This window comes from Haloimpatiens massiliensis (genome assembly GCF_900184255.1).
In the GTDB taxonomy this organism is placed as follows: Bacteria; Bacillota; Clostridia; order Clostridiales; family Clostridiaceae; genus Haloimpatiens; species Haloimpatiens massiliensis.
On the sequence record NZ_LT854638.1, the window covers coordinates 126,639 to 151,889 of the forward strand.

19 protein-coding genes, 1 tRNA gene, 2 rRNA genes, 1 riboswitch and 3 other annotated features are annotated in these 25,251 nt (G+C 33.2%); of the genes, 19 read left to right on the forward strand and 3 right to left on the reverse strand.

What is annotated here, in order from left to right; genetic code table 11:
• Positions 1 to 66: 66 nt before the first annotated feature.
• On the forward strand, positions 67 to 399 hold the full coding sequence (locus C1715_RS05455) for a PadR family transcriptional regulator (RefSeq protein ID WP_035293362.1): 333 nt from the start codon (positions 67 to 69) through the stop codon (positions 397 to 399).
• A 3-nt stretch (positions 400 to 402) separates the two neighbouring features.
• The gene (locus C1715_RS05460) at positions 403 to 1,251 is read left to right on the forward strand and encodes a permease prefix domain 1-containing protein (protein ID WP_102399585.1); all 849 of its coding nucleotides are present in this window, start codon (positions 403 to 405) and stop codon (positions 1,249 to 1,251) included.
• A 109-nt stretch (positions 1,252 to 1,360) separates the two neighbouring features.
• Here the strand turns inward: C1715_RS05460 and C1715_RS05465 are convergent, their stop codons facing one another.
• The gene (locus C1715_RS05465) at positions 1,361 to 2,698 is read right to left on the reverse strand and encodes a phenylacetate--CoA ligase family protein (protein WP_207654963.1); all 1,338 of its coding nucleotides are present in this window, start codon (positions 2,696 to 2,698) and stop codon (positions 1,361 to 1,363) included.
• Positions 2,699 to 3,158: 460 nt separating this feature from the next.
• Between C1715_RS05465 and C1715_RS05470 the strand changes: the two genes are divergently transcribed.
• The 8 genes from C1715_RS05470 (at position 3,159) to C1715_RS05500 (ending at position 10,692) form a co-directional block, all read left to right on the forward strand.
• Positions 3,159 to 3,884, forward strand: a complete 726-nt coding sequence (locus C1715_RS05470) for a tRNA threonylcarbamoyladenosine dehydratase (protein ID WP_102399606.1) — start codon at positions 3,159 to 3,161, stop codon at positions 3,882 to 3,884.
• A gap of 44 nt (positions 3,885 to 3,928) precedes the next feature.
• Positions 3,929 to 4,891: a COG3415 family protein gene (locus C1715_RS05475; protein ID WP_102399586.1), complete on the forward strand. Its 963-nt coding sequence runs from the start codon at positions 3,929 to 3,931 to the stop codon at positions 4,889 to 4,891.
• A gap of 213 nt (positions 4,892 to 5,104) precedes the next feature.
• The gene (locus C1715_RS19315; protein ID WP_180964002.1) at positions 5,105 to 5,245 is read left to right on the forward strand and encodes a hypothetical protein; all 141 of its coding nucleotides are present in this window, start codon (positions 5,105 to 5,107) and stop codon (positions 5,243 to 5,245) included.
• On the forward strand, positions 5,238 to 5,486 hold the full coding sequence (locus C1715_RS05480) for a hypothetical protein (RefSeq protein WP_102399587.1): 249 nt from the start codon (positions 5,238 to 5,240) through the stop codon (positions 5,484 to 5,486). The genes C1715_RS19315 and C1715_RS05480 overlap by 8 nt, the downstream gene beginning before the upstream one ends.
• Positions 5,487 to 5,566: 80 nt before the next feature.
• The gene (locus C1715_RS05485; RefSeq protein ID WP_180964003.1) at positions 5,567 to 5,920 is read left to right on the forward strand and encodes a type II toxin-antitoxin system PemK/MazF family toxin; all 354 of its coding nucleotides are present in this window, start codon (positions 5,567 to 5,569) and stop codon (positions 5,918 to 5,920) included.
• Between the two features lie 156 nt (positions 5,921 to 6,076).
• Positions 6,077 to 6,184, forward strand: a riboswitch (TPP riboswitch).
• Between the two features lie 116 nt (positions 6,185 to 6,300).
• Positions 6,301 to 7,614: a phosphomethylpyrimidine synthase ThiC gene (gene thiC / locus C1715_RS05490; protein ID WP_102399589.1), complete on the forward strand. Its 1,314-nt coding sequence runs from the start codon at positions 6,301 to 6,303 to the stop codon at positions 7,612 to 7,614.
• 179 nt (positions 7,615 to 7,793) lie between these two features.
• Positions 7,794 to 9,152, forward strand: a complete 1,359-nt coding sequence (purF, locus tag C1715_RS05495; protein WP_102399590.1) for an amidophosphoribosyltransferase — start codon at positions 7,794 to 7,796, stop codon at positions 9,150 to 9,152.
• Between the two features lie 256 nt (positions 9,153 to 9,408).
• The gene (locus C1715_RS05500; RefSeq protein WP_102399591.1) at positions 9,409 to 10,692 is read left to right on the forward strand and encodes a TraB/GumN family protein; all 1,284 of its coding nucleotides are present in this window, start codon (positions 9,409 to 9,411) and stop codon (positions 10,690 to 10,692) included.
• Positions 10,693 to 10,917: 225 nt separating this feature from the next.
• Here the strand turns inward: C1715_RS05500 and C1715_RS05505 are convergent, their stop codons facing one another.
• The gene (locus C1715_RS05505) at positions 10,918 to 11,586 is read right to left on the reverse strand and encodes a DUF4230 domain-containing protein (RefSeq protein ID WP_102399592.1); all 669 of its coding nucleotides are present in this window, start codon (positions 11,584 to 11,586) and stop codon (positions 10,918 to 10,920) included.
• A gap of 526 nt (positions 11,587 to 12,112) precedes the next feature.
• On the opposite strand from C1715_RS05505, the gene C1715_RS05510 reads away from it, so the two are divergent.
• The 6 genes from C1715_RS05510 (at position 12,113) to C1715_RS05540 (ending at position 20,448) form a co-directional block, all read left to right on the forward strand.
• Positions 12,113 to 13,294 (forward strand): MFS transporter, encoded by a 1,182-nt coding sequence (locus tag C1715_RS05510; RefSeq protein WP_035293368.1) that lies wholly within the window; start codon positions 12,113 to 12,115, stop codon positions 13,292 to 13,294.
• Positions 13,295 to 13,296: 2 nt separating this feature from the next.
• A complete protein-coding gene (locus C1715_RS05515; RefSeq protein ID WP_102399593.1) occupies positions 13,297 to 14,232 on the forward strand; it encodes a GNAT family N-acetyltransferase in 936 nt (311 codons plus the stop codon).
• Positions 14,233 to 14,353: 121 nt separating this feature from the next.
• Positions 14,354 to 15,787 (forward strand): MATE family efflux transporter, encoded by a 1,434-nt coding sequence (locus C1715_RS05520; RefSeq protein WP_102399594.1) that lies wholly within the window; start codon positions 14,354 to 14,356, stop codon positions 15,785 to 15,787.
• A 380-nt stretch (positions 15,788 to 16,167) separates the two neighbouring features.
• Positions 16,168 to 16,883, forward strand: a sequence feature (16S ribosomal RNA rRNA prediction is too short).
• Positions 16,884 to 17,330: 447 nt separating this feature from the next.
• Positions 17,331 to 18,922: a sequence feature (mutual gap in cmsearch alignment for this rRNA model is longer than 100), on the forward strand.
• Positions 18,592 to 19,276 (forward strand) — a sequence feature (16S ribosomal RNA rRNA prediction is too short). It overlaps the preceding feature by 331 nt.
• Before the next feature lie 205 nt (positions 19,277 to 19,481).
• Positions 19,482 to 19,598 (forward strand): 5S ribosomal RNA (gene rrf / locus C1715_RS05525).
• A 10-nt stretch (positions 19,599 to 19,608) separates the two neighbouring features.
• Positions 19,609 to 19,684, forward strand: a tRNA-Lys gene (locus C1715_RS05530).
• Between the two features lie 449 nt (positions 19,685 to 20,133).
• On the forward strand, positions 20,134 to 20,448 hold the full coding sequence (locus C1715_RS05540) for a YbjQ family protein (protein WP_102399595.1): 315 nt from the start codon (positions 20,134 to 20,136) through the stop codon (positions 20,446 to 20,448).
• Positions 20,449 to 20,526: 78 nt separating this feature from the next.
• On the opposite strand, the gene C1715_RS05545 is transcribed toward C1715_RS05540, so the two are convergent.
• Entirely contained in the window at positions 20,527 to 21,462 is a 936-nt protein-coding gene (locus C1715_RS05545) for an N-acetylmuramoyl-L-alanine amidase family protein (RefSeq protein ID WP_102399596.1), read from the reverse strand.
• A gap of 228 nt (positions 21,463 to 21,690) precedes the next feature.
• On the opposite strand from C1715_RS05545, the gene tsaA reads away from it, so the two are divergent.
• The 3 genes from tsaA (at position 21,691) to C1715_RS05560 (ending at position 24,840) form a co-directional block, all read left to right on the forward strand.
• Positions 21,691 to 22,095: a tRNA (N6-threonylcarbamoyladenosine(37)-N6)-methyltransferase TrmO gene (gene tsaA, locus C1715_RS05550; protein ID WP_102399597.1), complete on the forward strand. Its 405-nt coding sequence runs from the start codon at positions 21,691 to 21,693 to the stop codon at positions 22,093 to 22,095.
• 81 nt (positions 22,096 to 22,176) lie between these two features.
• The gene (locus C1715_RS05555) at positions 22,177 to 22,923 is read left to right on the forward strand and encodes a peptidylprolyl isomerase (RefSeq protein ID WP_102399598.1); all 747 of its coding nucleotides are present in this window, start codon (positions 22,177 to 22,179) and stop codon (positions 22,921 to 22,923) included.
• A gap of 404 nt (positions 22,924 to 23,327) precedes the next feature.
• Positions 23,328 to 24,840: ribosomal RNA gene (locus C1715_RS05560) — 16S ribosomal RNA — on the forward strand.
• Positions 24,841 to 25,251 lie beyond the last annotated feature (411 nt).

Here is a 25,251-nt window from a genome sequence, read left to right on the forward strand (position 1 = left end):
TTTTATTATAAAGTACATTGCATTATAGAGTACCTAATGTTATAGTATACATGGGAGGTGAAAATAATGGAAATTGATAAAGAGTTATTAAAAGGGTGTATAGATACAATCTTAATGTGCTTGCTTAATGAAAAACCCATGTATGGTTATGAATTGGCACAAACTGTAAGAAAAGTAAGCGAAGAGAATTTTGAGTTAAAAGAGGGTACGCTGTATTTAGCTTTAAAAAGACTTGAGAAAAATAATTATGTAGAATCATATTGGTATGATGGACAAAGCGGCGGAGGTAGGCGTAAATATTATAAAAACACAATTAAAGGCAAAGAGTACTTATGTAAAAAAAAGGAAGAGTGGGTTTTTTTAAATAATATAATGAATAGATTTTTAGGGGGGATTTAGGGTATGGTGAGTATTGAAGAATTTGTTGATTCTCTTTATAAAGGGGTTAATGGAAAGTCAAAAGAAGTAGATGAACTAAAGGAAGAGATGAAATCCCATCTTATTGAAACAGTAAATGAATTAAAAAAACAAGGAAAGACAGAGGAAGAAAGTCTAAAAATAGCTTATGAGAGATTTGGAGATACTAGTGTAATTACAAGTGGTTTATTTAAAATTTTTCATAAACAAAGGAGATTTATTAAATTTATTTTTATTGTAGCTATAACTTGTATGTTAATAGGAGTTAGTTCATATGTCTTTATGACTCAAAAGGATTTAAAGTTTCATAATGAACAAAAAATATTAACAAAAGGGGTTCTGGAGATTATTGAAAATAAAAACTCAATTACAGAAGATGAGTTAATTAAAATAGATGAAATTATAAAAGACTATAAGTATATTAATTATTTTGCTATATTTAAAATTGAAGATATTTCTGAATTACAAAGTAAAATTATAAAAAATGGAGAAATGGGGATATATGGTAATTATTGTTATCCATCTGATATAAAGAAGGCTAAAATAGTATTTCCTAATGATGCTAAACAAATGGCTAATTCACCAAGTTCATATGATCGTTCTACAGTAGCAGCAACAAATGGAAAGTGGGTTGTGCAATATGAATATAAGGAGCATATTTACAAATATATAGAGAACTATTCTAAAAGAATGATATTTCCTCCTAGTGAATATCGAGTACCTAAGTTTAATTATAAAGTTTCTGATTGCTTTATTGTAATAGGTATAACACTTTTAGTTTTATGGATAGGAATTAAGCTTTACTGTAGGTTTAAATTTCATTTATTTAATTAAATAATGATGGATAATTGATATAAGGTAATAGTTTTATATATGGGTATTTTACTGCATTGTTCAATATGACAAAATAAAAATTAAGCATAAATTGAAGAGCAATTTATGCTTAATTTTTACTTAAAGCTTTTATAACCAGTTTACTCTTGCCGGTCTTAGGATTTATAGGTATGCTATCTACAAAATCTATAGAGTATTTCACATTTTTCATATTTTTATTTTTTAGGAATATGTTTATTTGAGAGATTATTTTTTTACTTAAAAAATCTGCATCTCTAGATGAACGTACACATTTTAGAATAAATTTATTTTCATTTACTTGAATAAACTGATATTTTAGTATTCCCTTTACGTTTAAATCATCCAAAAAAAGAGGATGTAAAAAATCTTTATTTCCATTTTCGGTTACAAACCACATGAGTTCTTCATGTCTTCCCATTATCTTATCTATGTGTGTATAGGGCAATGGACCAGAGTTTCTTTTGGTAAAATTCAGAACCATATCCGTAAGTTTATATCTTATTAGAGGGAATGCTTTGTTATAAAGAGGAGTTATAGTTAGTCTATTTTCATCATCTTTTTCTATATAATTCAAATCATCAAATAAGTACATGCCGTTGTAGTAGTTAGTAGATGCGCCTATGCATATAGACTCAGTGCAACCGTAATAGTCAATTACATCTGCATTAAACAATTCATGGTAGTATAAGGAATTTTCTTTTGTAAGGGGTTCACCACCAGTAATTATTTTCTTGGGATGAAGATTTAATTCTTTATTTTCCACTAAGGAGGATATTATATTTAAACAAGATGGATAGCCAGATATATAGCAAGGATTAAAATTTTTTAAGGATTCCTTCCATTGACTTAGAGGATTTTGGGCATTTATAATAATGCTTTTACATTTATATCTTTCCATACCATATACAGCAAGAGCTGTGCAAGCGTAGCCGCTTCCAACAGGAGCTATATAGAGGCTTTTTATAGGAAAGTCTTTTAGGGATACGGGATTATCACCTTCTATGCTTAATCTAACAAAATTAGCTTCCAGCGTATCTAAGGCCCCTTTGTCATATAGGAAGTTAGTAGGAACCCCTGTGCTCCCGGAGGTATGAACTAAATAATTATTTTTTACCTTTGGAAGAAGAGAAGAGCTTTTAATAGCTTGTTTAACCATATATGAATCCATGGGAACAGTGGAAATTTTATAAAAGTTATTTCTTACTTGTTCCTTGGTTAGAGCAGGAATTTCATTTATAGGTATATCATCTAAATCTTTGTATTTGATTCCTTTCCATGTGTAATAATTTTTATAAAATGGGCTATGCTTATATGCGTATTTTAATATATATCTAAAGTTCTTTTGACTATACAAAAGAACTTGCTCTCTAGTCCATTTATTATGATTATAGTAGTTAATTCCGTTTTTAATTAATCTAATCAACATAAAAATCACCTCATTATCATTTTTCATATTATAATTCAGCATATTATAATATTATTTCTAAATTGTAGTTTTTAAATCATTACCATATATTTATTATATATAATGTTATGGAATGCAGTGAATTTTTAGGTTAAAATAGGATTTGAAACTATATTTCATGTGTTATTTTTAGCAATGGATAATATGATTAAACCACAAAAAAGGTACAATGTAGTGGAATTATGAAATTTCTCCTCCATGACTTGCATAAGAGCTCGGAACAATAAATTAAATTTAAATATCTCCTTTGCTTCTTATGCAACTCATTACAGAGAAATTTCATAATTCAAGTAATGTAATACTTTTGTGGCATAGTTATAATATTATGTTCAATTAATTAAATAAGAATTTTACTACATATGTTGTTTTCTGTGGTAAATAATAAGTTAAAGATATTTATATAATTAGAACTGGAGTGATTATTTTGGATAACATGTTCACTAGAACAGAACTTTTAATAGGCAAAGATGCAGTAGATAAATTAAAAAATAGTAAAGTCATGGTACTTGGAGTAGGTGGAGTAGGCGGTTTTGTATGTGAGGCATTAGCAAGAGCTGGAGTTGGCACTATAGTTTTGGTAGATAAAGATGTAGTTGATATAACTAATATAAATAGACAAATAATAGCGCTTCATTCAACTATAGGTAAGGCAAAAGTGGAAGTTATGAAAGATAGAATTTTAGATATAAATCCACAATGCCATGTGCTATGTCACAAAGTTTTTATAGATAAGAAGAATATACCGGAGCTTGTAACTAAGGATGTAGACTATGTGGTGGATGCTATAGATACAGTTACATCTAAAATAGATTTAGCGCAGTGGTGTTATGAGCATGATGTTAAAATTATAAGTTCTATGGGTACAGGTAAAAAACTAGATCCAACTAGATTCAAAATTAGCGATATACATAAAACAAAAGTTTGTCCACTAGCTAAAGTTATGAGAAAGCAGCTAAAGGACAGGGACGTAAAGAAACTTAAAGTTCTCTATTCAGAGGAAATGCCTATTCAGCCTAAACTTCAAGAGTGTGGATTTGATGATACGGATGAAAACAGAAGAATGCCTTCAAGCATATCCTTTGTGCCTTCTTGTGCAGGGCTTATAATAGGTGGAGAAGTTATAAAGGATTTAATTGCCAATGTTTAATCATGTATTTTAACTCTATAATTTTATTATAAGGAGAAAATATTATGAGTAAAATTGAACCAATAGAACGAGAATTAATAAGTAAATATATTCTTCATCAGTTAAAAGATAGAGAGCTATCTACAAAGAAAAGACTGGAACTTAATATGTTTAAGGATATATATGTGAACAATAAATTTAAGAGCGAAGTTATGGAAAAATATGATGTTTCAAGAAGTACTTTTTACAGAATGGAAAAGAAGTTTTTAGAAGCATATTCTAAAAGGGAGTACTATATTAATGTTAAATCAAGAAAAAATAAGTTAACTGATGAAGAAAATACAAAATTAAAAGAGGTTTTGAAAAATACTCCTTTAAGTGCGGGAATGCCTTATTTAAGGTGGAGTATAGAGCGCGTAGATACTTATATACAAAGTAATTTTGGAGTAAAGTATAGTAACACTAGGTGTTACCAGATATATAATAAAAATGTTAGCCATATAGATGATAATGAAATAATAGAATTTGTCAACACTAATTACAAAAACTGGTACAATATTGATATATTTTATTTAAATAAGAAAAGTAATGAAGAGACCATTAAGAGATTAGAGAAGGAAACTAGGTTAAGTTTAGTACAAAAAAGAAACAGATATGTCTATTGTGCGTTAGCGGTAGATGCCAATAGTAAAGATTATGGTACAACGGTGTCTTTAAAGAATTTCTCTATGGATAATTCAATGAAATATAAATTAATAGGTTCGTTGATTGAAAAACTTCCAGCTCACGATAAAATATTATTAATTCTTATGAATGAATCCTTGAATTTAGGCGAACTGATGGAGTTAAAAGAGAAGCATGAAAATATTAATTTTCTTATAATTGATGATAAGGATGAAGTTAATAGGATTTTTAAAAATGATTTTGAAGAAATAAGAAGTAATATGGAAAAACAAAGTGATCATAAAAAGGTAGGAATTCATAGTAATCATAACAAAATGATGGAAAGAAAATTAAAGAATAGTTAATATTAAAGGCCGCTTAAAGTTTCAAATATAAACTTTAAGTAGCCTTTTTTGTTTCACTTATTTTAAATATTTAGCACATTTTTAGGAGATTTCCCCCTTTGGGTTAAGGAAGTCTTGGGTTGGAAGGAGATTGACCAAAGTGAGGTCAAAAAGTGATTTGATGTACAATCAAATTGTAGCAAAGATATAACTAAAAGAAAGGAAGTTTTAAAAATGTGTAGAGAAGATAGAGATGAAAGCTGGAGAGAATATAGGAATGAAGGAGGAAGTATGTCAAGAGAGGAGTTTGAATATCAATGTGATGTTGATGATTATGGAGTAGATGAAAGCGACAATGATCCTTGGGATGAGTAGTGTATTTAAAAGAAATTTAAAGAATAAGGCTGATGGGTTAAGGGATGTTTTAAAAGACTTTGTATTTGATGAATATATTAAAGATAATTTTTCAAAATTAAATAGTATAGATGTTAAGAAAATTCACAATGACTTAGGGTATGTATATTTTGCCATAGAGGACATAGAAAATTCAATGATTTTAGATAAATATAGTAAGTTAATAGACACGTATAGTAGACAACTAAAGTCAGTTATTTAAGAAAAGTAATGTATAAAAATGAGGTGTTTGGTTTGAGAAAGCTTCATAACACCTCATTATACAGAAAGGATGGATTGTTTATGAAAATTAAAAGAGGTCAATTAGTTTGGGTTAATTTTGAAAGTGGAAATGGTAGCTGCCAAAAGGGGAAAAGGCCGGCAGTTATTGTGCAAAACAATACTGGAAATAGATTTTCAACTACAACTATTGTGCTACCTATAACTAGTAAAAATAAGAATAAGATGCCTGTACATACAGCTTTATCCCAAGAATATAATATAGCTGCAAAAGGGAATATTATAATGGCTGAGCAGTTAACTATAATTGATAAGTCTCAAATTTTGAATTCTGGAGATATGCTTAGTGAACATGATATGAAAGAAGTAGAGCGTATTATCTTAAAACAGTTAAGTTTGAAAACTAATATAGCTTAATTGTAGATTTATAGTTTATGTCTATGGCACTAGGAGTTGTAGTATAAACTGAAAAATTATGTTGGTTTATGTTAGTTAACGTAAAGCCATAAATTGTTGTAATAGAATTGCAGCTATGTTATAATTTTTATAGAAGATTAAACTAAAATTGAATACACTTGTTACTAGGGGAGCTTGCCATGGCAGGCTGAGATTGAGATATTTCTCTAACCCTCATAACCTGAATTAGTTAATTCTAACGTAGGGAAGTACCGCTTTTATTAATAGCTTAAAGCACACAACTTCTACATTGTGTGTTTTTTTATTAGTATAGCCTATTATTATGAGGAAGCAGAGATGCTTCCTTTTTTTATTATAAAAAGAGATAAGGAGAGGTAAATATGAATTATACAACTCAAATGGACGCTGCTAAGAAGGGCATAATAACAGATCAAATGAAAACTGTAGCTAGAAAAGAAAATATGGAGGTAGAAAAGTTAAGAGAATTAATTGCAGAAGGAAAAATAGTTATACCTGCTAACAAAAATCACAAAGCATTAGATGCGGAGGGCATAGGTAAAGGACTTAAGACTAAAATAAATGTAAACTTGGGAATATCTAAGGATTGCTGCAATGTGGATTTGGAATTAGAAAAGGCTAAGAAAGCAATAGATATGAAAGCTGAAGCTATAATGGATTTAAGTTGCTTTGGAAAGACAGAGGAATTTAGAACAAAATTAATAGGCATGTCTACAGCTATTATAGGAACAGTGCCTATGTATGATGCAGTAGGATTTTATGACAAAGAACTTAAGGATTTATCTGTAGAAGATCTTTTAAGAGTTATAGAAAAGCATGCTGAAGATGGTGTGGACTTTATGACTATACATTCAGGTATTACAAGGGAAACTGCTGAAATATTTAAGAGAAATAAAAGACGTATGAACATAGTTTCAAGAGGTGGATCTTTGTTATATGCATGGATGCAATTAAATTCACAAGAAAATCCATTCTATGAGTATTTCGATAAAATATTAGATATATGCGAAAAATATGATGTAACTCTAAGCCTAGGAGATGCTTGTCGTCCAGGATGTATAGATGATTCAACAGATCCAGCTCAAATAATGGAATTAATGATTTTAGGAGAGCTTACAAAAAGAGCTTGGGCTAGAAATGTACAAGTTATGATAGAGGGGCCAGGACATATGGCTTTAAATGAAATAGAGGCAAATGTTTTATTAGAAAAGAAATTATGTTATGAAGCGCCATTTTATGTACTAGGACCTATAGTTACAGATATAGCACCAGGCTATGATCATATAACTAGTGCTATAGGAGGAGCTATTGCAGCAGGAGCAGGAGTAGACTTTTTATGCTATGTAACACCAGCAGAACATTTAAGACTTCCAAATCTTGAGGATATGAAAGAGGGAATAATAGCAACTAAAATAGCAGCTCATGCTGGAGATTTAGCTAAAGGTGTAAAAGGAGCTAGAGATTGGGATAACCAAATGGCGGATGTAAGACAAAAGCTTGATTGGGAAGGAATGTTTAAATTAGCTATAGATGATGAAAAGGCAAGAAAATATAGAGCAGAATCTATGCCTCATGATGAACACACTTGTACAATGTGCGGAAAAATGTGTGCAGTAAGAAACATGAACAAGGTTTTAGAAGGTAAAAATATAAATGTTTTAAGAGAAGATGACTAGTATTAATGTAGAATGTAAAATTAATAACTCAACTTTCGTATATAAATTTTAAGTTCTACACTATACAAAGTAAGAAGTAATACCTATTACTTATTTGTAAATTTTATATTTTTATTTTATAACTGCAAAAGTTGAATTAATAATCAATAATCAATTTAAGAAATAAGGGGGAGACTAGCATGACTGGTGAGGACAAGTTTAAAGAAGAGTGTGGAGTTTTTGGAATATATGCAGAAGACAGAGACAATATACACATGGGCCTTTCAATTTATGCTGGTCTCTCATCACTTCAGCATCGAGGGGAAGAGAGCTGTGGAGTGGCATATGCTAATGCCAATGGAACTTATATGTACAAGAATGTAGGTAGGGTTTCAGAAGTATTAAATGAGAAAATTTTAAATGAAATAAAGGGCAATGTAGCCATTGGGCATGTAAGATACTCTACCTGCGGAAAGCCTAGTATTAGCAGTGCACAGCCGTTTTTAGACAAAGTAAATTCTAAAAGCTTTGCTGTAGTGCATAATGGAAATATAACAAATGCTAGTGAAATTAGAGAATCTTTAACTGGAGAATATTTTAAAAGCAATAGTGATTCAGAGGTTATAGGTAAATTAATAAAAGCAAATTTACATCTAGGTATAGAAAAAACTGTAACAAAGCTAGTGGAACAGCTTAAAGGGTCATATAGTGTATTAATACTACTAGATAAAGAGCTAATGATTTTAAGAGACCCTATGGGTATAAGACCTCTATGTATAGGAAAATTAGGAGAAAGCTACATAGCTTGTTCTGAGAGTTGTGCTTTAAATTCTTTAGGAGCAAAATTTTTAAGGGATGTAAAACCAGGAGAACTTATAATAATAAATGAAAAGGGAATGAAAAGTACAATGGTGTCTAATATCTGCAAATTGTGCACCTGTGCCTTTGAATATGTTTATTTTAGTAGAGAAGACAGTATTATAGATGACATATATGTAAATGCTTTTAGACAAGAAACAGGAAAATTGTTATTTAGGGAGCATCCAGCAAGGTGTGATGTGGTAATAGGAATACCAGATTCAGCAATTTCTTATGCCTTAGGATACTCAAAGGAAGCTTCTATTCCGTATGAGAGAGCTATTGTAAGAAATAAATATATAGGTAGAACTTTTATAGTAGATAATAATAGAGAAAATTTACTTAGACTAAAATTTAGTGTATTAAAAGAAAAAGTATACAATAAAAAAGTTGTTGTAGTGGATGATTCTCTAGTAAGAGGCAATACTATGAAGGTAATAGTAAAAGCCCTAAGAGAAACTGGTGCAAAAGAAGTTCATATACGCATAGCTTCCCCTAAAATCAAATATACTTGTCCCTATGGGATAAACATAAAAACTTCTAAAGAGTTAATAGAAAACAATTTTTCTGGAGAAGAAATGAAAAAGTACATAGGAGCAGATAGCCTTGAATATTTAAGTTTTGAAAGATTTAAAAGTGAACTTAAACATAATGGGGGATTTTGCACTGGATGTTTTACTGGGAAGTATCCGGAGATATAAAGTTTTTTACTTACAGATCTATCTTTATATGTGATTATTAAATTTAGTTATAGAAGGATATAAACATATACATAATAATGCAAATATTTTGTATTATTATGTATATATTTTTTTGAGGAAATATGGCAGTTTTTGATACTTTTTTTATTTTATGTATGATAGCATTTAGACATAGGTAAATTAGTCAAAATAGTATATGATGTTTAAATGAAGAATTTCCAAGACATATTTGTAAATAGAAGGGGCGAAGAGGTTTATGAAAAAATCTAAGGTTATATTTGGTGTGACTATATTAACAAGTTTAATTTTAATAGCTATCTTTAGTTTATCATCTAAAGATATGAGTGAAGAAAAGTGGTTAAAAAAGAATAGTACAAGTCTTGATATAAAAGATAATGATGATTTTTCTACTTTTAATATATTAAAAGAGGATTTAGAAAATAATCAAGTGTTTTTAACAGGTGAATACCATAAAGTAAATGTGAATGATGACTTAGACTTAAAATTTCTCAAATATTTTAAAAAAGAAGCGAACATAAAATACTATTTGGTGGAAACTAACTATTGTAATTCTATCATTCTAAATCAATATTTAAAAACTGGAGACAAGTCTTGTTTAGACAGGTTAATAAAGAATTCAGGATATTCCCAGTTTATTAATAAGCAGTCTTATAAGAAGTGGGAAGAAATATATAAATTCAATAGTAAGTTATCTGAAAAGGAAAAGATTAAAGTAATAGGTATAGATATAAATGCTAATCCATTTGAATACTTTGAATACTTGAATACAATTACTAGTAAATTAGAAATTCCACCAGAAGCTCAAAAAACTACTATGGAGCTTAATAATGATTTTGAAAATTTTAAAAAAGATCCATACTATTCATATTTAAAATTAGAGGAAAGTGTTTTAAGAGTAAAAAATGATATTAAGGAAAATGAAAATTTATATAAAAAATTTATTAAAGAAGACTTTAAGGAATTCACATATGTGCTTGATAATTTATATTACAACCTTCATTGGCTGGCAATGGGGGGAATGAATGATGATGCTATGAAGTATCGTGAAAAAAGAATGTATGAGAATTTTAATAGATTATATTCAACGCTAGAAAAAGGTAAATATTATGGTCATTTTGGAGCATTTCATGTATATCAAATAGGTGATAATTTAGCTAGCTTTATGAATAATGGAAATTCACCTGTGAAAGACAAGGTGTTATCTACTGAAACTATTTATGAAAATAGTGAAACATTAATGCTAAAAAGTAATGATGACGGTGAAGTTGAATATGAGAAAATAAAAATTAATGCTAATAAAAATTTAATTGATTTAATAAAACCTTTTAAGAAATCTGATTTAATGATGTTTAGATTATCGGGGAAAGGCTCTCCTTTTTATAAGTTAAAGGATTATAAGTATTTTCAAGAAGGGAATGAAGACACAAAAAAAGAGTTAGAAAAGGCACCATTGATAAGGTATTTTCAGTATCTTGTAGTGGTGTATAATGCTAAGTCAATTGAACCCTTTAAAAATTGATAATTATAATGCTTTGGATATTTATGTTTAATAAAGACACATAGTCTCTTAAATTAGAGGTATATGTGTCTTTGTTAATTATTGGATATGAATATTTAAATTTAAACTTATGTTTAGTAAATATTTTTACATTTTAGTATAACTATTTATGTAGTCGCTGTAAAAGAAATTTATATTGCTTGTTATTAAAGTAATTAAAATGATAATATTTTAGCATAAAGAGTTTTACTTAAAATCAACCTTAACATTATATGATTCAAAAGATTGTTTCTTTAATATTCCCTGTAAAAAGTTAATTATAGCATTTTTAGAATTTTCTTCAGCTCTATTGAAGGTTTCAGATTTTTTTATCTCGTTAACCATTCTAAGTTTAGCTTCGTTCATCATAACGCCGTATTCAGACGGGTCAAGTTTTATTTCTCCAAAGCGGAGAATTCCTTTTTCTACAGTTTCATATTCAGTTTTAGTTTCATCTATGGTTATATTTTTTACATAAGGCTTAGATGTCTTTATGGTGATTTCTCTCTTTTTATTATCTACTTTTATGTCGTCATTACTTATTTTAGAAAGATCCACACAGTACACTCCATCTCCAAAGAAATTTATGTTTTGGACTTTTTTAAATAAAGAAAAATTTCCCCAGCTGTCATCAATAACAATTTTTTGCTGAAGAGATGTTTCTAGGGTTATAAGTTCACTTTTATCTCTCATGGATTTTAGAATTGTATCTTCAGTTAATATTTTTTTAGAACTATTTATTTTAGGAAGAATCCATGTTTTATTTCCTTTTGATGGCTTCTTGAATATCCGATACCCTAGATATATACCTAAAATTGTAGAAATCAATATAGCTAATATAATCAATTTAGTTTTGAATCTATTCTTTTTTTTCAATAAAATCTCCCCCAATCTATAATACAACGTGTAAGGTACATGAAAATAAATAACAATTCAAAGATGCTGGTATATTTTCTGTCAGACAAGGAATCAGGTTCTGCCTTTGGTAGAACTACCGACGGGTTCTGCTGACGCAGTATGACGCAAAATAGACTAGCATACTGACTTGTTATTTATTTGAATGTGCCTAATATCAAGTAAATCTATATTTAAATTTATTGGTAATATAAGATTATTCTATACGGTATACTGTATACTGTATAGAATATGATGCTATAACATTCCTAAAGAAGAGTTACTAAAAGATTTATTTAAATTATTTAACAGCAGTAACAATATTTTTTAGTTCACAATTAATAATATTATATAATAAGTATATAAAAAAAGAAATTATTTAGCATTATAATATCAACATAACTATTTTTATTATATTTTGAAACAGGTTTACAGAAAGATGTTAAATACTTATTTAACATTTTACCAGTTTAATATACAATGTTATTTATGGAAGGAGGTTTTTAGTATGGAGAAAAAAGCAACAAATAATAAAAGTACATTCATAATAATATTTTTTATATTCTTACTTATGATTATGAATGCCATATCAGAAAATATAAGGGGTGTACTTATCCCTGTGTTTAAATCAGAATTTGGAGTTAAAGATACTAATATAGGAATTTTTCTTTTTATAGGTTCTTTAGGGTATGTTATTGCTACATTTATAGGAGGATTGCTTTGTGAAAAAGTAGGGCAAAAGAAGGTTTTATCAATAGGAATAATAACCATGATAGTTTCTTTAGGTATATTTATAAAAGCTAGTATATTTGAAGTTCTGTTATTAGGTATGTTTATAATGAATTTAGGTTTAGCTTTTACAAGCATAGCTGTAAATACATTAATTCCAGTGTTACTATTAAGTTTTCAAGCGATACTTATGAATGTAACACATTTTTGTTATGGCTTAGGAGCTAGCGTAGGGCCTAAAATGGCAGGAGATCTTATAAATAAAGGAGTTAGTTGGAGAAATATTTACTTATATATGGCAGTGGCATTTGTAATTTTATTAGTTATATTTATATTTTTGAAAGTTCCGGATGTACATAAGGCATCGCAAAATAAGGAAAGTGGAGAAGTGGATAAGACTTTAATATTTTTCTACATTATTGCATTAGGGTTTTATGTTTGTGCAGAGATGGGAACGGGTAGTTGGCTTATAAATTATATTAAAAACGTATATGGATATAATGAAGCAACCAGTGCTACATACCTTTCTATTTTCTTTGGAATGTTAACACTAGGAAGACTTTTAGGAGGAGCAGTGGTAGAGAAATTTGGATATGTAAATACGATGATAAAATCTCTATTTATAGCATTTGTAATATATACTTTAGCTCTTTTTATGGGGGAAAAGGGACTTATTTTAATATCAATTTCAGGATTATTTTTCTCTATAATTTTCCCTACTACAGTTTTAACCATAAGCAAGGTATTTTCAAAAAAAGTATCTGCCATAACTGGTACTGTGGTAACTGCAGCATCTGCAATAAATATGGTGGTTAGTGTAGTTATAGGAAAGCTTAATGATACCATAGGATATAGATATGCATTTTATTTAATACCTATAAGCTTATTTATATCAATAATCTTTATGGCACTTATACATATAAGAACAAAAGACATTTTATGTTGTAGGAGTGATAAGTAATTATGGAAAAGGGCGGTGTACTTTTAGAACTAGTCAATGGAAGGGATAAGGAATATATAATAAAAGATGCAGCAGGAATAACAATAGGCAGGATTTTTATAACGGAATTGGATAAAGAAAATAAATATTGTTGTTTCAAGTTAAACTTTTATAGATATAGCCAAAGAGCATATGAGAGTTTAAAAAATGCTCTTAGTTTAATGATGATTTCACTGTTTAAAAAAATCAATATTTATAAAATAAATGTAATAGTAAACGAAGAAGTGGATTTAAGGGCTTTTATTAATTTAGGATTTAAATTAGAAGGAATATTGGAGGATAGTATTGAGGAGAACGGGGAAAGATTTTCAAAACTAATATTCGGAATAGATTATAGGTCTTATGAAAGTAATATAAGAAGAATACCTTTAAAACTTCAAGGTAAAAAGATAAGTTTGAAAGTTTTAACTCCAGAAGATGCAGATGAAGTATTAAGTTACTATGTAAGAAATAAGAATTATTTGATGCCATTTGAACCGTCTAGAGATGAAAGCTTTTATTCTTTAGAATATCAAAAAAGAAACCTTATGGAAAGTTATAAAAATTACCTGAATGGAGTAGAGATAGAATTTGGAATATATGAAGAAGAACAATTTGTAGGCATTATAAAAGTTTCAAATATTATATATGGAGTATTTAAAAATGCTTTTGTGGGATATTCTATTGATAAGGAGCAGCAAGGTAAGGGATATATGAAAGAAGCTTTGAGCTTGGTAGTAGACTACTGCTTTACGGAAATGGGACTGCATAGATTAGAGGCATCTACATTAGTTGACAATGGTAAATCTCAAAGTGTACTGCGAGCTTGTGGTTTTAAAGAATTGGGTTTGAATAAAAATTATCTTTTTATAAATGGAAAATGGAGAGACCATATAAGCTTTTACAATGTTAGTAAGTAAAAAATAAATAAGTTGTATTACAAATATGTAAAGTCAAGAATTGTTGAAATGTTGGGAAAATTAACGTAAAATAGTATAAGGGAGAAAGATTTTTTTACGGCAGTTATAATAGGGGGTACATATGGGAGAATCTAAACATACTTTGGAAAGTTCAAAATCAATTAAAGAATTAAATGAAAACAATCTAGCTAGGGATACATTTAGATTAGCATTACCAGCCATAATGGAAATGGTTATGCAGACTTTGTTGGGCTTTGCGGATATGGCTATGGTAGGAAGTCTTGGTGCTGCAGCTATTGCGGCAGTAGGGCTTAGTGATATGCCTATGATGACTGCTATGTCTATATTTGCAGCAGTGAGTGTAGGTACTACTGCTCTAGTGGCAAGAGCTATTGGAGCTAAAAAGATTAAGGAAGCCGGTGAAGTGGCCAAGCAGTCTTTAATAATGAGTGTTTTAATGGCCATTATTTTTACAACTTTAGCGCTGCTTCTAGCCCAAAATATAATAATACTAATGGGAGCAGAGAAGGAAGTAATACCTATATCAACTAACTACTTTAAGATAACAAGTTTAGGTCTTCCAATGATGATAATAACTATGATAATGTCAGGAGTTTTGAGAGGAAGTGGGGATACCAAGACTCCAATGTACATAAATGGTGGATGCAACATATTAAATATAATAGGAAACTTCTTTTTAATATATCAAACAAGAGACGTTTCTTTTAATTTGCCATTAGTAGGTAAAAGTATAGATATCACAATACCTGGTGCAGGACTTGGTGTTGCAGGAGCAGGTATTTCAACAACTATCTCCAGAGTAATTGGAGGATGTATTATTTTATATTTAGTATTTAGTAGTAGAGTTTTAGTGAAGATAGATTTAAAGGATAAGTTAAAAGTAAATTTAAGAATAATAAAAAGAATATTTAACATAGGAATACCTGCAGCTATAGAACAATTTTTCATGCGATTTGGGCAATTACTTTTTGCTAGAATAGTAGCTAGTTTAGGTACAGTAGTTTATGCATCACATAGAATAACATTAACAGCAGAATCGCTTTCATTTAACGCTGGTTTTGGATTTGCTTTAGCAGCAACTACTTTGGTAGGACAATATTTAGGAGCTAAGAAACCAGATATAGCTAAAAAGAGTGGCTTTATGTCAGTAAAAATGGGTGCTCTTTTTATGAGTACAGTGGGAATCTTCTTTTTTTTATTTCCAGATATATTCTTAAAACTTTTCACAAGGGATCCTGCAATAATAGGAAATGCTCGTTGGTGTCTCAGAATAGTTGCAATTTCTCAACCATTTTTAGCGGGTTGTATGGGATTTGCAGGGGGATTACGTGGAGCTGGGGATACCAGAAGTGTTTTAGTTATAACAGTTTTAGGAATTTGGGGCGTGAGATTAACACTAGCTTATGTTTTTGCCATAGTTTTGGGATACGGACTAGTAGGAGCATGGATTGCTATGACTATAGACTTGATATTTAGAGGTACTCTTTTATTTTTTAGGTTTAGAAGTGGAAAGTGGCAAAGGGTAAAGGTGTAATTGAAATTATGATAACTGTTCCTAGCGTGTCCATATGTTAAATATTAAGGAAAACAGAATAAATTAAAGTAAATAAAAAATAATATAATCATATGTGGATATAAAGTATAAAAGCATAGCAATATACGTGATATTATAAAACACGTCGCTGAAACACGGCGAAGAAGTTCAACGCAAAATAAACTTTTAAAACAACTTATAAGTTTAAAACAAACTAAAAAGTTAAGAAAAAAGTCTAAAAATGCGTTGACAAGAAAAAAGTTAAATGCTATAATAATTAAGTCACTTGAAGCGACAGAGAAAACTGGTCTTTGAAAATTAAACAGAGATAAAGATGTAAATCATAAAGTCAGTGAATTTGAGTTTGAGATTAAATTCTTAAAATTGAGAGTTTGATCCTGGCTCAGGACGAACGCTGGCGGCGTGCCTAACACATGCAAGTCGAGCGATGAAATCCCTTCGGGGATGGATTAGCGGCGGACGGGTGAGTAACACGTGGGCAACCTGCCTCAAAGAGGGGAATAGCCTCCCGAAAGGGAGATTAATACCGAATAAAATTACGGAATCGCATGGTTCTGTAATCAAAGGAGCAATCCGCTTTGAGATGGGCCCGCGGCGCATTAGCTAGTTGGTAAGGTAAAGGCTTACCAAGGCGACGATGCGTAGCCGACCTGAGAGGGTGATCGGCCACATTGGAACTGAGACACGGTCCAGACTCCTACGGGAGGCAGCAGTGGGGAATATTGCGCAATGGGGGAAACCCTGACGCAGCAACGCCGCGTGAGTGATGAAGGCCTTAGGGTTGTAAAGCTCTGTTATCTGGGACGATAATGACGGTACCAGAGGAGGAAGCCACGGCTAACTACGTGCCAGCAGCCGCGGNTGAAGCTGGAGTTGCTAGTAATCGCGAATCAGAATGTCGCGGTGAATACGTTCCCGGGCCTTGTACACACCGCCCGTCACACCATGAGAGCTGGTAACACCCGAAGTCCGTGAGGTAACCGTAAGGAGCCAGCGGCCGAAGGTGGGATTAGTGATTGGGGTGAAGTCGTAACAAGGTAGCCGTAGGAGAACCTGCGGCTGGATCACCTCCTTTCTAAGGAGAACATGAAAAGGAAGTCACCTTTTCGTAAATTATGACAAGTTCACTGAAATCTCTGTTTAATTTTGAGAGACCAGATAACAATGGTCACTTAACAATGATCAATGATCAGTTAAGTGATTGGTTGTAAAATTAAATCTCTCATCAGTAGCTAACGCTAATATGCTGGTATACTAGTAAATTAACTAGACGCTAGCCAACTAGCACACTAGCCAACTGAAAAACTTGTTCTTTGAAAATTGCACAGTGAAGAAAGTAGAAATTATTACAATTGTGATGATTTCACTGGAGAATCAATTATAGAAACAAACTTATTAGATAATCTAATAAGTGCTAATTTGCAACAAAATCAAAGATTTTAAGATGAGTTAAGGAAACTCAATCAGCAGAGCTGATGAGTGTTAATTTGTTACAAAATCAGAGATTTTGACAAATTATACAGGTCAAGCTACAAAGGGCGCATGGCGGATGCCTTGGCACTAGGAGCCGACGAAGGACGTGATAAGCTGCGATAAGCTGTGGGTAGGCGCAAATAGCCTGTGAGCCACAGATTTCCGAATGGGGCAACCTGCTCAGCTACGCTGAGTACTGTATGCTGAATTCATAGGTATACAGAGGCAAACCCGGGGAACTGAAACATCTAAGTACCCGGAGGAAGAGAAAGAAAAATCGATTTCCTAAGTAGCGGCGAGCGAAAGGGAAAGAGCCCAAACCTAAGTCTTCGGATTTAGGGGTTGAGGATAGATCATAATGTCTTAGATTTTCTAATCGAAGAGAGCTGGAACGCTCCACCACAGAAGGTAATAGTCCTGTAGGTAAAAGAAATATAAGATAGATCTACTCCAGAGTACCACGAGACACGTGAAACCTTGTGGGAAGCTGGGAGGACCACCTCCCAAGGCTAAATACTACCTAGTGACCGATAGTGNGTCTTAAGTCTGAGGTGTGATGGGGAGTGAAATTTTAGTAGCGAAGTATCCGATTCCACACTGCCAAGAAAAGCCTCTATCGAGGAAAATGGTGCCCGTACCGCAAACCGACACAGGTAGATGAGGAGAGAATCCTAAGGCCAGCGGAAGAATTGTTGTCAAGGAACTCGGCAAATTAACCCCGTAACTTCGGGAGAAGGGGTGCCTACGAGAGTAGGCCGCAGTGAATAGGCCCAAGCAACTGTTTAGCAAAAACACAGGTCTCTGCTAAAGCGAAAGCTGATGTATAGGGGCTGACGCCTGCCCGGTGCTGGAAGGTTAAGGGGATTGGTTAGCGTAAGCGAAGCCTTGAACTTAAGCCCCAGTAAACGGCGGCCGTAACTATAACGGTCCTAAGGTAGCGAAATTCCTTGTCGGGTAAGTTCCGACCCGCACGAATGGCGTAATGATTTGGGCACTGTCTCGACAACAAATCCGGTGAAATTGAATTGGAGGTGAAGATGCCTTCTACCCGCGATTGGACGGAAAGACCCCGTAGAGCTTTACTGTAGCTTAGCATTGAATTTCGGTATTGTCTGTACAGGATAGGTGGGAGACTTAGAAGCAGGGGCGTCAGCTTCTGTGGAGTCATCCTTGGGATACCACCCTGACAGTATTGAAATTCTAACCGGAGGCCATGAATCTGGTCACGGGACATTGTTAGGTGGGCAGTTTGACTGGGGCGGTCGCCTCCTAAAAAGTAACGGAGGCGCCCAAAGGTTCCCTCAGCGCAGTCGGAAATTGCGCGAAGAGTGTAAAGGCAGAAGGGAGCTTGACTGCGACACATACAGGTGGAGCAGGGACGAAAGTCGGGCTTAGTGATCCGGTGGTTCCTCGTGGGAGGGCCATCGCTCAACGGATAAAAGCTACCTCGGGGATAACAGGCTGATCTCCCCCAAGAGTCCACATCGACGGGGAGGTTTGGCACCTCGNAGACAGGTGGTGCATGGTTGTCGTCAGCTCGTGTCGTGAGATGTTGGGTTAAGTCCCGCAACGAGCGCAACCCCTATTGTTAGTTGCTACCATTAAGTTGAGCACTCTAGCAAGACTGCCTGGGTTAACCAGGAGGAAGGTGGGGATGACGTCAAATCATCATGCCCCTTATGTCTAGGGCTACACACGTGCTACAATGGTCGGTACAACGAGACGCAAGACCGTGAGGTGGAGCAAATCTCAAAAACCGATCTCAGTTCGGATTGTAGGCTGCAACTCGCCTACATGAAGCTGGAGTTGCTAGTAATCGCGAATCAGAATGTCGCGGTGAATACGTTCCCGGGCCTTGTACACACCGCCCGTCACACCATGAGAGCTGGTAACACCCGAAGTCCGTGAGGTAACCGTAAGGAGCCAGCGGCCGAAGGTGGGATTAGTGATTGGGGTGAAGTCGTAACAAGGTAGCCGTAGGAGAACCTGCGGCTGGATCACCTCCTTTCTAAGGAGAACATGAAAAGGAAGTCACCTTTTCGTAANATATAACTGACAATTGATAATTGACAGTTGATAATTAAAAGATTTTCCACACTGTGTAATTTTGAAAGAACAATAAGTTCTTTTAAAGGAAACTCGCTCAGCAGAGCTGAGGAGTACTATATTTCTAAGGTCTAAAGACCTAAGAACTATAGCATCTGGTGATTATGGCTTGAAGGTAACACCCCTTCCCATTCCGAACAGGACGGTTAAGCTTCAAAGCGCCGATGGTACTGCAGGGGAAGCCCTGTGGGAGAGTAGGTCGTCGCCAGGTTATTTATTTTGATCTACTAGCTCAGTCGGTAGAGCACATGACTTTTAATCATGGTGTCCGGGGTTCGATTCCCCGGTAGATCACCAAAAAACGTATCTCATTTAGAGATACGTTTTTTTATATTTATTGTTAATATTACAATAAAATATTCATGGATACATAAAAAGATTATATTTTTTTATTATATTATGATATAATTTTATCATATAAACCAATTATTACTATGTGAAATAAGTTTTCAATTTTTTTGTATTAGAATTTTTGAGATTTCTATAAGAAAGAATCAATATGGTAATAGTGAATAACAATCTATAAAAGTTTTAGGAGATTTATATGGGAAGCATAATAATAACTATAATAATAACTATTATTTTTTTATTAATATTTCTGCTATACGCTGTAAGTGTAATTTCTTCAATAAGTATTATTAATAAATTTGCTATAATGTTGGTTTTAATTATTTTTTTAGCGTTAATGGGAGTGTTAATTTTTAATGCAGCCGAAAGGATTAAAGAGATTAAGGAGGAGAAAAAAGATGATATTAGTAAATACTGATTATATTACTGGAAAAACTTTAAGCATGATAGGTATGGTAAAAGGGTCTACAGTAAGATCAAAACATGCTGGAAAAGATATTATGAGCGGTTTAAAAACTTTAGTTGGGGGAGAAATAACTTCATACACAGAAATGATGAACGAAGCAAGAGCAATAGCTACAAAGAGAATGGTAGAAGAAGCAGAAGGTTTGGGTGCAGATGCTATTGTAAATATAAGATACGCTAGTAGTGCAATAATGCAAGGGGCTGCGGAAGTTATAGCTTACGGCACAGCAGTTAAATTCGTAGATTAGATAAAAACCCTAAAGATAAAATTCTTGATAGACTCAATTTTTTTATCTTTGGGGTTTTATAGTTATATTCAAAATTAGTTATTTTACACTTTGACATATTCCATTAGCTAAAGCAGTGGCTATTTTAGCTTGATATTCCGTTGAATTAAGAAGTTTATCTTCTTTGGAATTGGATAAAAAGCCCATTTCCACTAGAACTACTGGAACCTTTGACCAATTAAATCCTGTCATATCATCTCTTATACTTATACCTCTATTTTTAATACCTACTTCTTTTGTTAACTGATTTAATATGGTACTACCATACTTTTGACTTATATTACATATATTTTTGGCATACCCCACAGCAGCTGGTACAAGCATGGAAGCTCCATTTGCTGAAGAATTTTCTGCAGAATCTGCATGAATTCTTATAACTAGATCTGCATGGTTTCGGTTTCCTATCTCTGCCCTATCTATATTGCCTAGAGACTCTGAATGACTTGTTTTTGTAAGTATAACTTTGTAACCTTTTGATTCCAATTCCTTTTTTAATAATTTAGCCACGAGCATGTTTATTTTATATTCAGGAGTTTTAGTTACAATTCCCTGGGCTCCACCACCATCTTTTATTTTAAGTACATTGGAATTAGGAGATAACTTCTCTTTTTCTAAGTTACTTCTATCTGCATGCCCTGGATCAATAACTATTGTTTTTGATAAGGATTTTGTAGAAGCTTTTGTCGATGGTTTATTATTACTGGTGGTTGTAGCTTTATCTGATTTATTTTGGGTGGTGTTCTCAGAGTTTTTATCTAATATTTTTGGCTTTTCAGTAGGGAGCTGCTTAACTGTAATGGATTTTTTTACAGCAATATTTTTAGTTTTTGCCGTTGACGTAGTAGTTTTAGGTTTGCTTGTAGGAGTATTTACAGCAGTATTTATATTTGGGTTTTTTTTATTGCAAGAAAAAAGAAATGTACTTATAAATAATACACACAAAATAGTAGATAGTTTTTTTATAAAAATATTCATATAGACCTCCAATATTATAATTTAAAATCCTTAAATATATAAAAAATTATTACACAAATATAGGTTTATTTCAAATAATAATATAAATAAAAAGCATAAATTTAAAGTAAGTAATTTGGAAATTTAAGTTATAAAACTATATATATGAGTATGAATTTTATATGTTATACTTAATTTTAAGTAGTTTAAATATTAGAGTATATAATATTTTAGTTAGGAGATGAATTTATGGAAGATGTAAAATTTAATCCTATTGGATATGTAGAATCACCTTTTAAGGAATTAAAAGATATTCCATCTGAAAGTATTTATGCTAAAGATAAAAAAGCAATTATACATATAAAAGAGGAGTATAGGCAGGGTTTAAAAGATTTAGACAAACTAACACATATAATAGTTTTGTTCCATTTTAATAAGTCCAGGGAGTTTGAGCTTATAACTCAAACTCCTTGGAGTGATGAAAAAAAAGGGGTTTTTTCTACGAGGTCACCTAGAAGGCCTAACGCTATAGGCATGTCTATAGTGAAAATATTGGAAGTAGTTGAAAATAAAATAACAATTGAAGGGGTGGATATGTTAGATAGTACCCCTGTTCTAGATATAAAACCCTACAATGAAAAATTAAATCCTTAACATATAGAAACAAAGTTTCACATGTTTTAATATATATGTTATTATATTTATATCATATAAAAGTAAAAGGAGAAAATAAATATGGACAATAAAGTTCTAGCAGTTGTAAATGGAGTAGAAATAAAAGAAAGTGATTTACAAAACGCTTTAATGAGAGTTCCAGCAAATCAAAGAAGTTATTATGCTTCAGAAATGGGTAAAAATCAATTATTAGAGCAAATGATATCTTTTGAATTAATTTATAATAGTGCAAAAGAAAATGAGGAAGAAAAAGAAGAGGCATTTTTAGCTCAGATGGAAATGATTAAAAAGGATGCATTAATACAATATTCAGTTCAAAAGATGTTAGGTGGAATTCAAATATCTGAAGAAGAAATAAAGGAATTTTATGAGGGAAATAAAGAACAATTTAAATCACCTGAATCTGTAACAGCAAAACATATATTAGTTGATACAGAAGATGAAGCTAAAAAGATTGCAAAGGAAATAAGCGAAGGATTAGCTTTTGAAGAAGCAGCTACAAAATATTCAAAATGTCCGTCTAAACAACAAGGTGGAAGTTTAGGTAATTTTAGTAGAGGTCAAATGGTTCCTGAATTTGAAGAGGTAGCATTCTCTATAGAAAAAGGAATTGTAAGCGAACCTGTTAAAACTCAATTTGGATATCATTTAGTAAAAGTTGAAGAGAAAACTGAAAGTCATATAAAAGAGTTAAATGAAGTAAAAGAATTTATAAAAAATAAATTACTTCAAGATAAACAAAGTGAAAAATATTTGAAGAATATTGAAGCATTAAAATCAAAATATGATGTTAAGCTTAATAAATAGCTTTATTAAATTGAGGTAATGACCCCAAAAACAGGATATATTTAAATGTATCCTGTTTTTTTTAATGATACTTTTCCTGGCGTATCAATATGAGAAAAAAGTATAAAAATATAATAATATGAAGTATATACGATTTAATCTGATATAATTATATTTTATAATATATGCTTAGTGTAAACTATGTGGTATTATAAAACACGTCGTTGAAACACGACAAAACAGCTCAGCATAAAATAAGCTTTTAAGTTAAATGTAAAGTTTAAAAATGTGTTGACAAGTATTAAAAAAAATGATACAATATAAAAGTCGCTTGAGGCGACAGAGAAAAACTGGTCTTTGAAAATTAAACAGAGATGATGATGATAAATCATAAAGTCAGTGAATTTGAGTTTGAGATTGAACTTTAAATTGAGAGTTTGATCCTGGCTCAGGACGAACGCTGGCGGCGTGCCTAACACATGCAAGTCGAGCGATGAAGTTCCCTTCGGGGAACGGATTAGCGGCGGACGGGTGAGTAACACGTGGGCAACCTGCCTCAAAGAGGGGAATAGCCTCCCGAAAGGGAGATTAATACCGCATAAAATTACGAAATCGCATGGTTTTGTAATCAAAGGAGTAATCCGCTTTGAGATGGGCCCGCGGCGCATTAGCTAGTTGGTAAGGTAAAGGCTTACCAAGGCGACGATGCGTAGCCGACCTGAGAGGGTGATCGGCCACATTGGAACTGAGACACGGTCCAGACTCCTACGGGAGGCAGCAGTGGGGAATATTGCGCAATGGGGGAAACCCTGACGCAGCAACGCCGCGTGAGTGATGAAGGCCTTAGGGTTGTAAAGCTCTGTTATCTGGGACGATAATGACGGTACCAGAGGAGGAAGCCACGGCTAACTACGTGCCAGCAGCCGCGGTAATACGTAGGTGGCGAGCGTTGTCCGGATTTACTGGGCGTAAAGAGTGCGTAGGCGGATGTTTAAGTGAGATGTGAAATACCCGAGCTCAACTTGGGTGCTGCATTTCAAACTGGGCATCTAGAGTGCAGGAGAGGAAAGCGGAATTCCTAGTGTAGCGGTGAAATGCGTAGAGATTAGGAAGAACACCAGTGGCGAAGGCGGCTTTCTGGACTGTAACTGACGCTGAGGCACGAAAGCGTGGGGAGCAAACAGGATTAGATACCCTGGTAGTCCACGCCGTAAACGATGGGTACTAGGTGTCGGGGGTCCAACCTCGGTGCCGCAGTAAACACATTAAGTACCCCGCCTGGGGAGTACGGTCGCAAGATTAAAACTCAAAGGAATTGACGGGGGCCCGCACAAGCAGCGGAGCATGTGGTTTAATTCGAAGCAACGCGAAGAACCTTACCTAGACTTGACATCCCAAGAATACTGTGGAAACACGGTAGTGCCCTTCGGGGAACTTGGTGACAGGTGGTGCATGGTTGTCGTCAGCTCGTGTCGTGAGATGTTGGGTTAAGTCCCGCAACGAGCGCAACCCCTATTGTTAGTTGCTACCATTAAGTTGAGCACTCTAGCAAGACTGCCTGGGTTAACCAGGAGGAAGGTGGGGATGACGTCAAATCATCATGCCCCTTATGTCTAGGGCTACACACGTGCTACAATGGTCGGTACAACGAGACGCAAGACCGTGAGGTGGAGCAAATCTCAAAAACCGATCTCAGTTCGGATTGTAGGCTGCAACTCGCCTACATGAAGCTGGAGTTGCTAGTAATCGCGAATCAGAATGTCGCGGTGAATACGTTCCCGGGCCTTGTACACACCGCCCGTCACACCATGAGAGCTGGTAACACCCGAAGTCCGTGAGGTAACCGTAAGGAGCCAGCGGCCGAAGGTGGGATTAGTGATTGGGGTGAAGTCGTAACAAGGTAGCCGTAGGAGAACCTGCGGCTGGATCACCTCCTTTCTAAGGAGAACATGAAAAGGAAGTCACCTTTTCGTAAATTATGACAAGTTCACTGAAATCTCTGTTTAATTTTGAGAGACCAGATCTCTCATCAGTAGCTAGACGCTATGAAATTAGCAAGCTAGCAACTGAAAAGTTGTTCTTTGAAAATTGCACAGTGAAGAAAGTAGAAATTATTACAATTGTGATGATTTCACTGGAGAATCAATTATAGAAACAAACTTATTAGATAATCTAATAAGTGTTAATTTGCAACAAAATCAAAGATTTTAAGATGAGTTAAGGAAACTCAATCAGCAGAGCTGATGAGTGTTAATTTGTTACAAAATCAGAGATTTTGACAAATTATACAGGTCAAGCTACAAAGGGCGCATGGCGGATGCCTTGGCACTAGGAGCCGACGAAGGACGT

Bases quoted from the DNA above. Each gene is read 5' to 3' on its own strand.
- C1715_RS05455 (WP_035293362.1), top strand. From the start codon at position 67: ATGGAAATTGATAAAGAGTTATTAAAAGGGTGTATAGATACAATCTTA.
- C1715_RS05460 (WP_102399585.1), top strand. From the start codon at position 403: ATGGTGAGTATTGAAGAATTTGTTGATTCTCTTTATAAAGGGGTTAAT.
- C1715_RS05465 (WP_207654963.1), bottom strand. From the start codon at position 2,698: ATGTTGATTAGATTAATTAAAAACGGAATTAACTACTATAATCATAAT.
- C1715_RS05475 (WP_102399586.1), top strand. From the start codon at position 3,929: ATGAGTAAAATTGAACCAATAGAACGAGAATTAATAAGTAAATATATT.
- C1715_RS19315 (WP_180964002.1), top strand. From the start codon at position 5,105: ATGTGTAGAGAAGATAGAGATGAAAGCTGGAGAGAATATAGGAATGAA.
- C1715_RS05480 (WP_102399587.1), top strand. From the start codon at position 5,238: ATGAGTAGTGTATTTAAAAGAAATTTAAAGAATAAGGCTGATGGGTTA.
- C1715_RS05485 (WP_180964003.1), top strand. From the start codon at position 5,567: ATGAAAATTAAAAGAGGTCAATTAGTTTGGGTTAATTTTGAAAGTGGA.
- thiC (WP_102399589.1), top strand. From the start codon at position 6,301: ATGAATTATACAACTCAAATGGACGCTGCTAAGAAGGGCATAATAACA.
- purF (WP_102399590.1), top strand. From the start codon at position 7,794: ATGACTGGTGAGGACAAGTTTAAAGAAGAGTGTGGAGTTTTTGGAATA.
- C1715_RS05500 (WP_102399591.1), top strand. From the start codon at position 9,409: ATGAAAAAATCTAAGGTTATATTTGGTGTGACTATATTAACAAGTTTA.
- C1715_RS05510 (WP_035293368.1), top strand. From the start codon at position 12,113: ATGGAGAAAAAAGCAACAAATAATAAAAGTACATTCATAATAATATTT.
- C1715_RS05515 (WP_102399593.1), top strand. From the start codon at position 13,297: ATGGAAAAGGGCGGTGTACTTTTAGAACTAGTCAATGGAAGGGATAAG.
- C1715_RS05520 (WP_102399594.1), top strand. From the start codon at position 14,354: ATGGGAGAATCTAAACATACTTTGGAAAGTTCAAAATCAATTAAAGAA.
- C1715_RS05540 (WP_102399595.1), top strand. From the start codon at position 20,134: ATGATATTAGTAAATACTGATTATATTACTGGAAAAACTTTAAGCATG.
- C1715_RS05545 (WP_102399596.1), bottom strand. From the start codon at position 21,462: ATGAATATTTTTATAAAAAAACTATCTACTATTTTGTGTGTATTATTT.
- tsaA (WP_102399597.1), top strand. From the start codon at position 21,691: ATGGAAGATGTAAAATTTAATCCTATTGGATATGTAGAATCACCTTTT.
- C1715_RS05555 (WP_102399598.1), top strand. From the start codon at position 22,177: ATGGACAATAAAGTTCTAGCAGTTGTAAATGGAGTAGAAATAAAAGAA.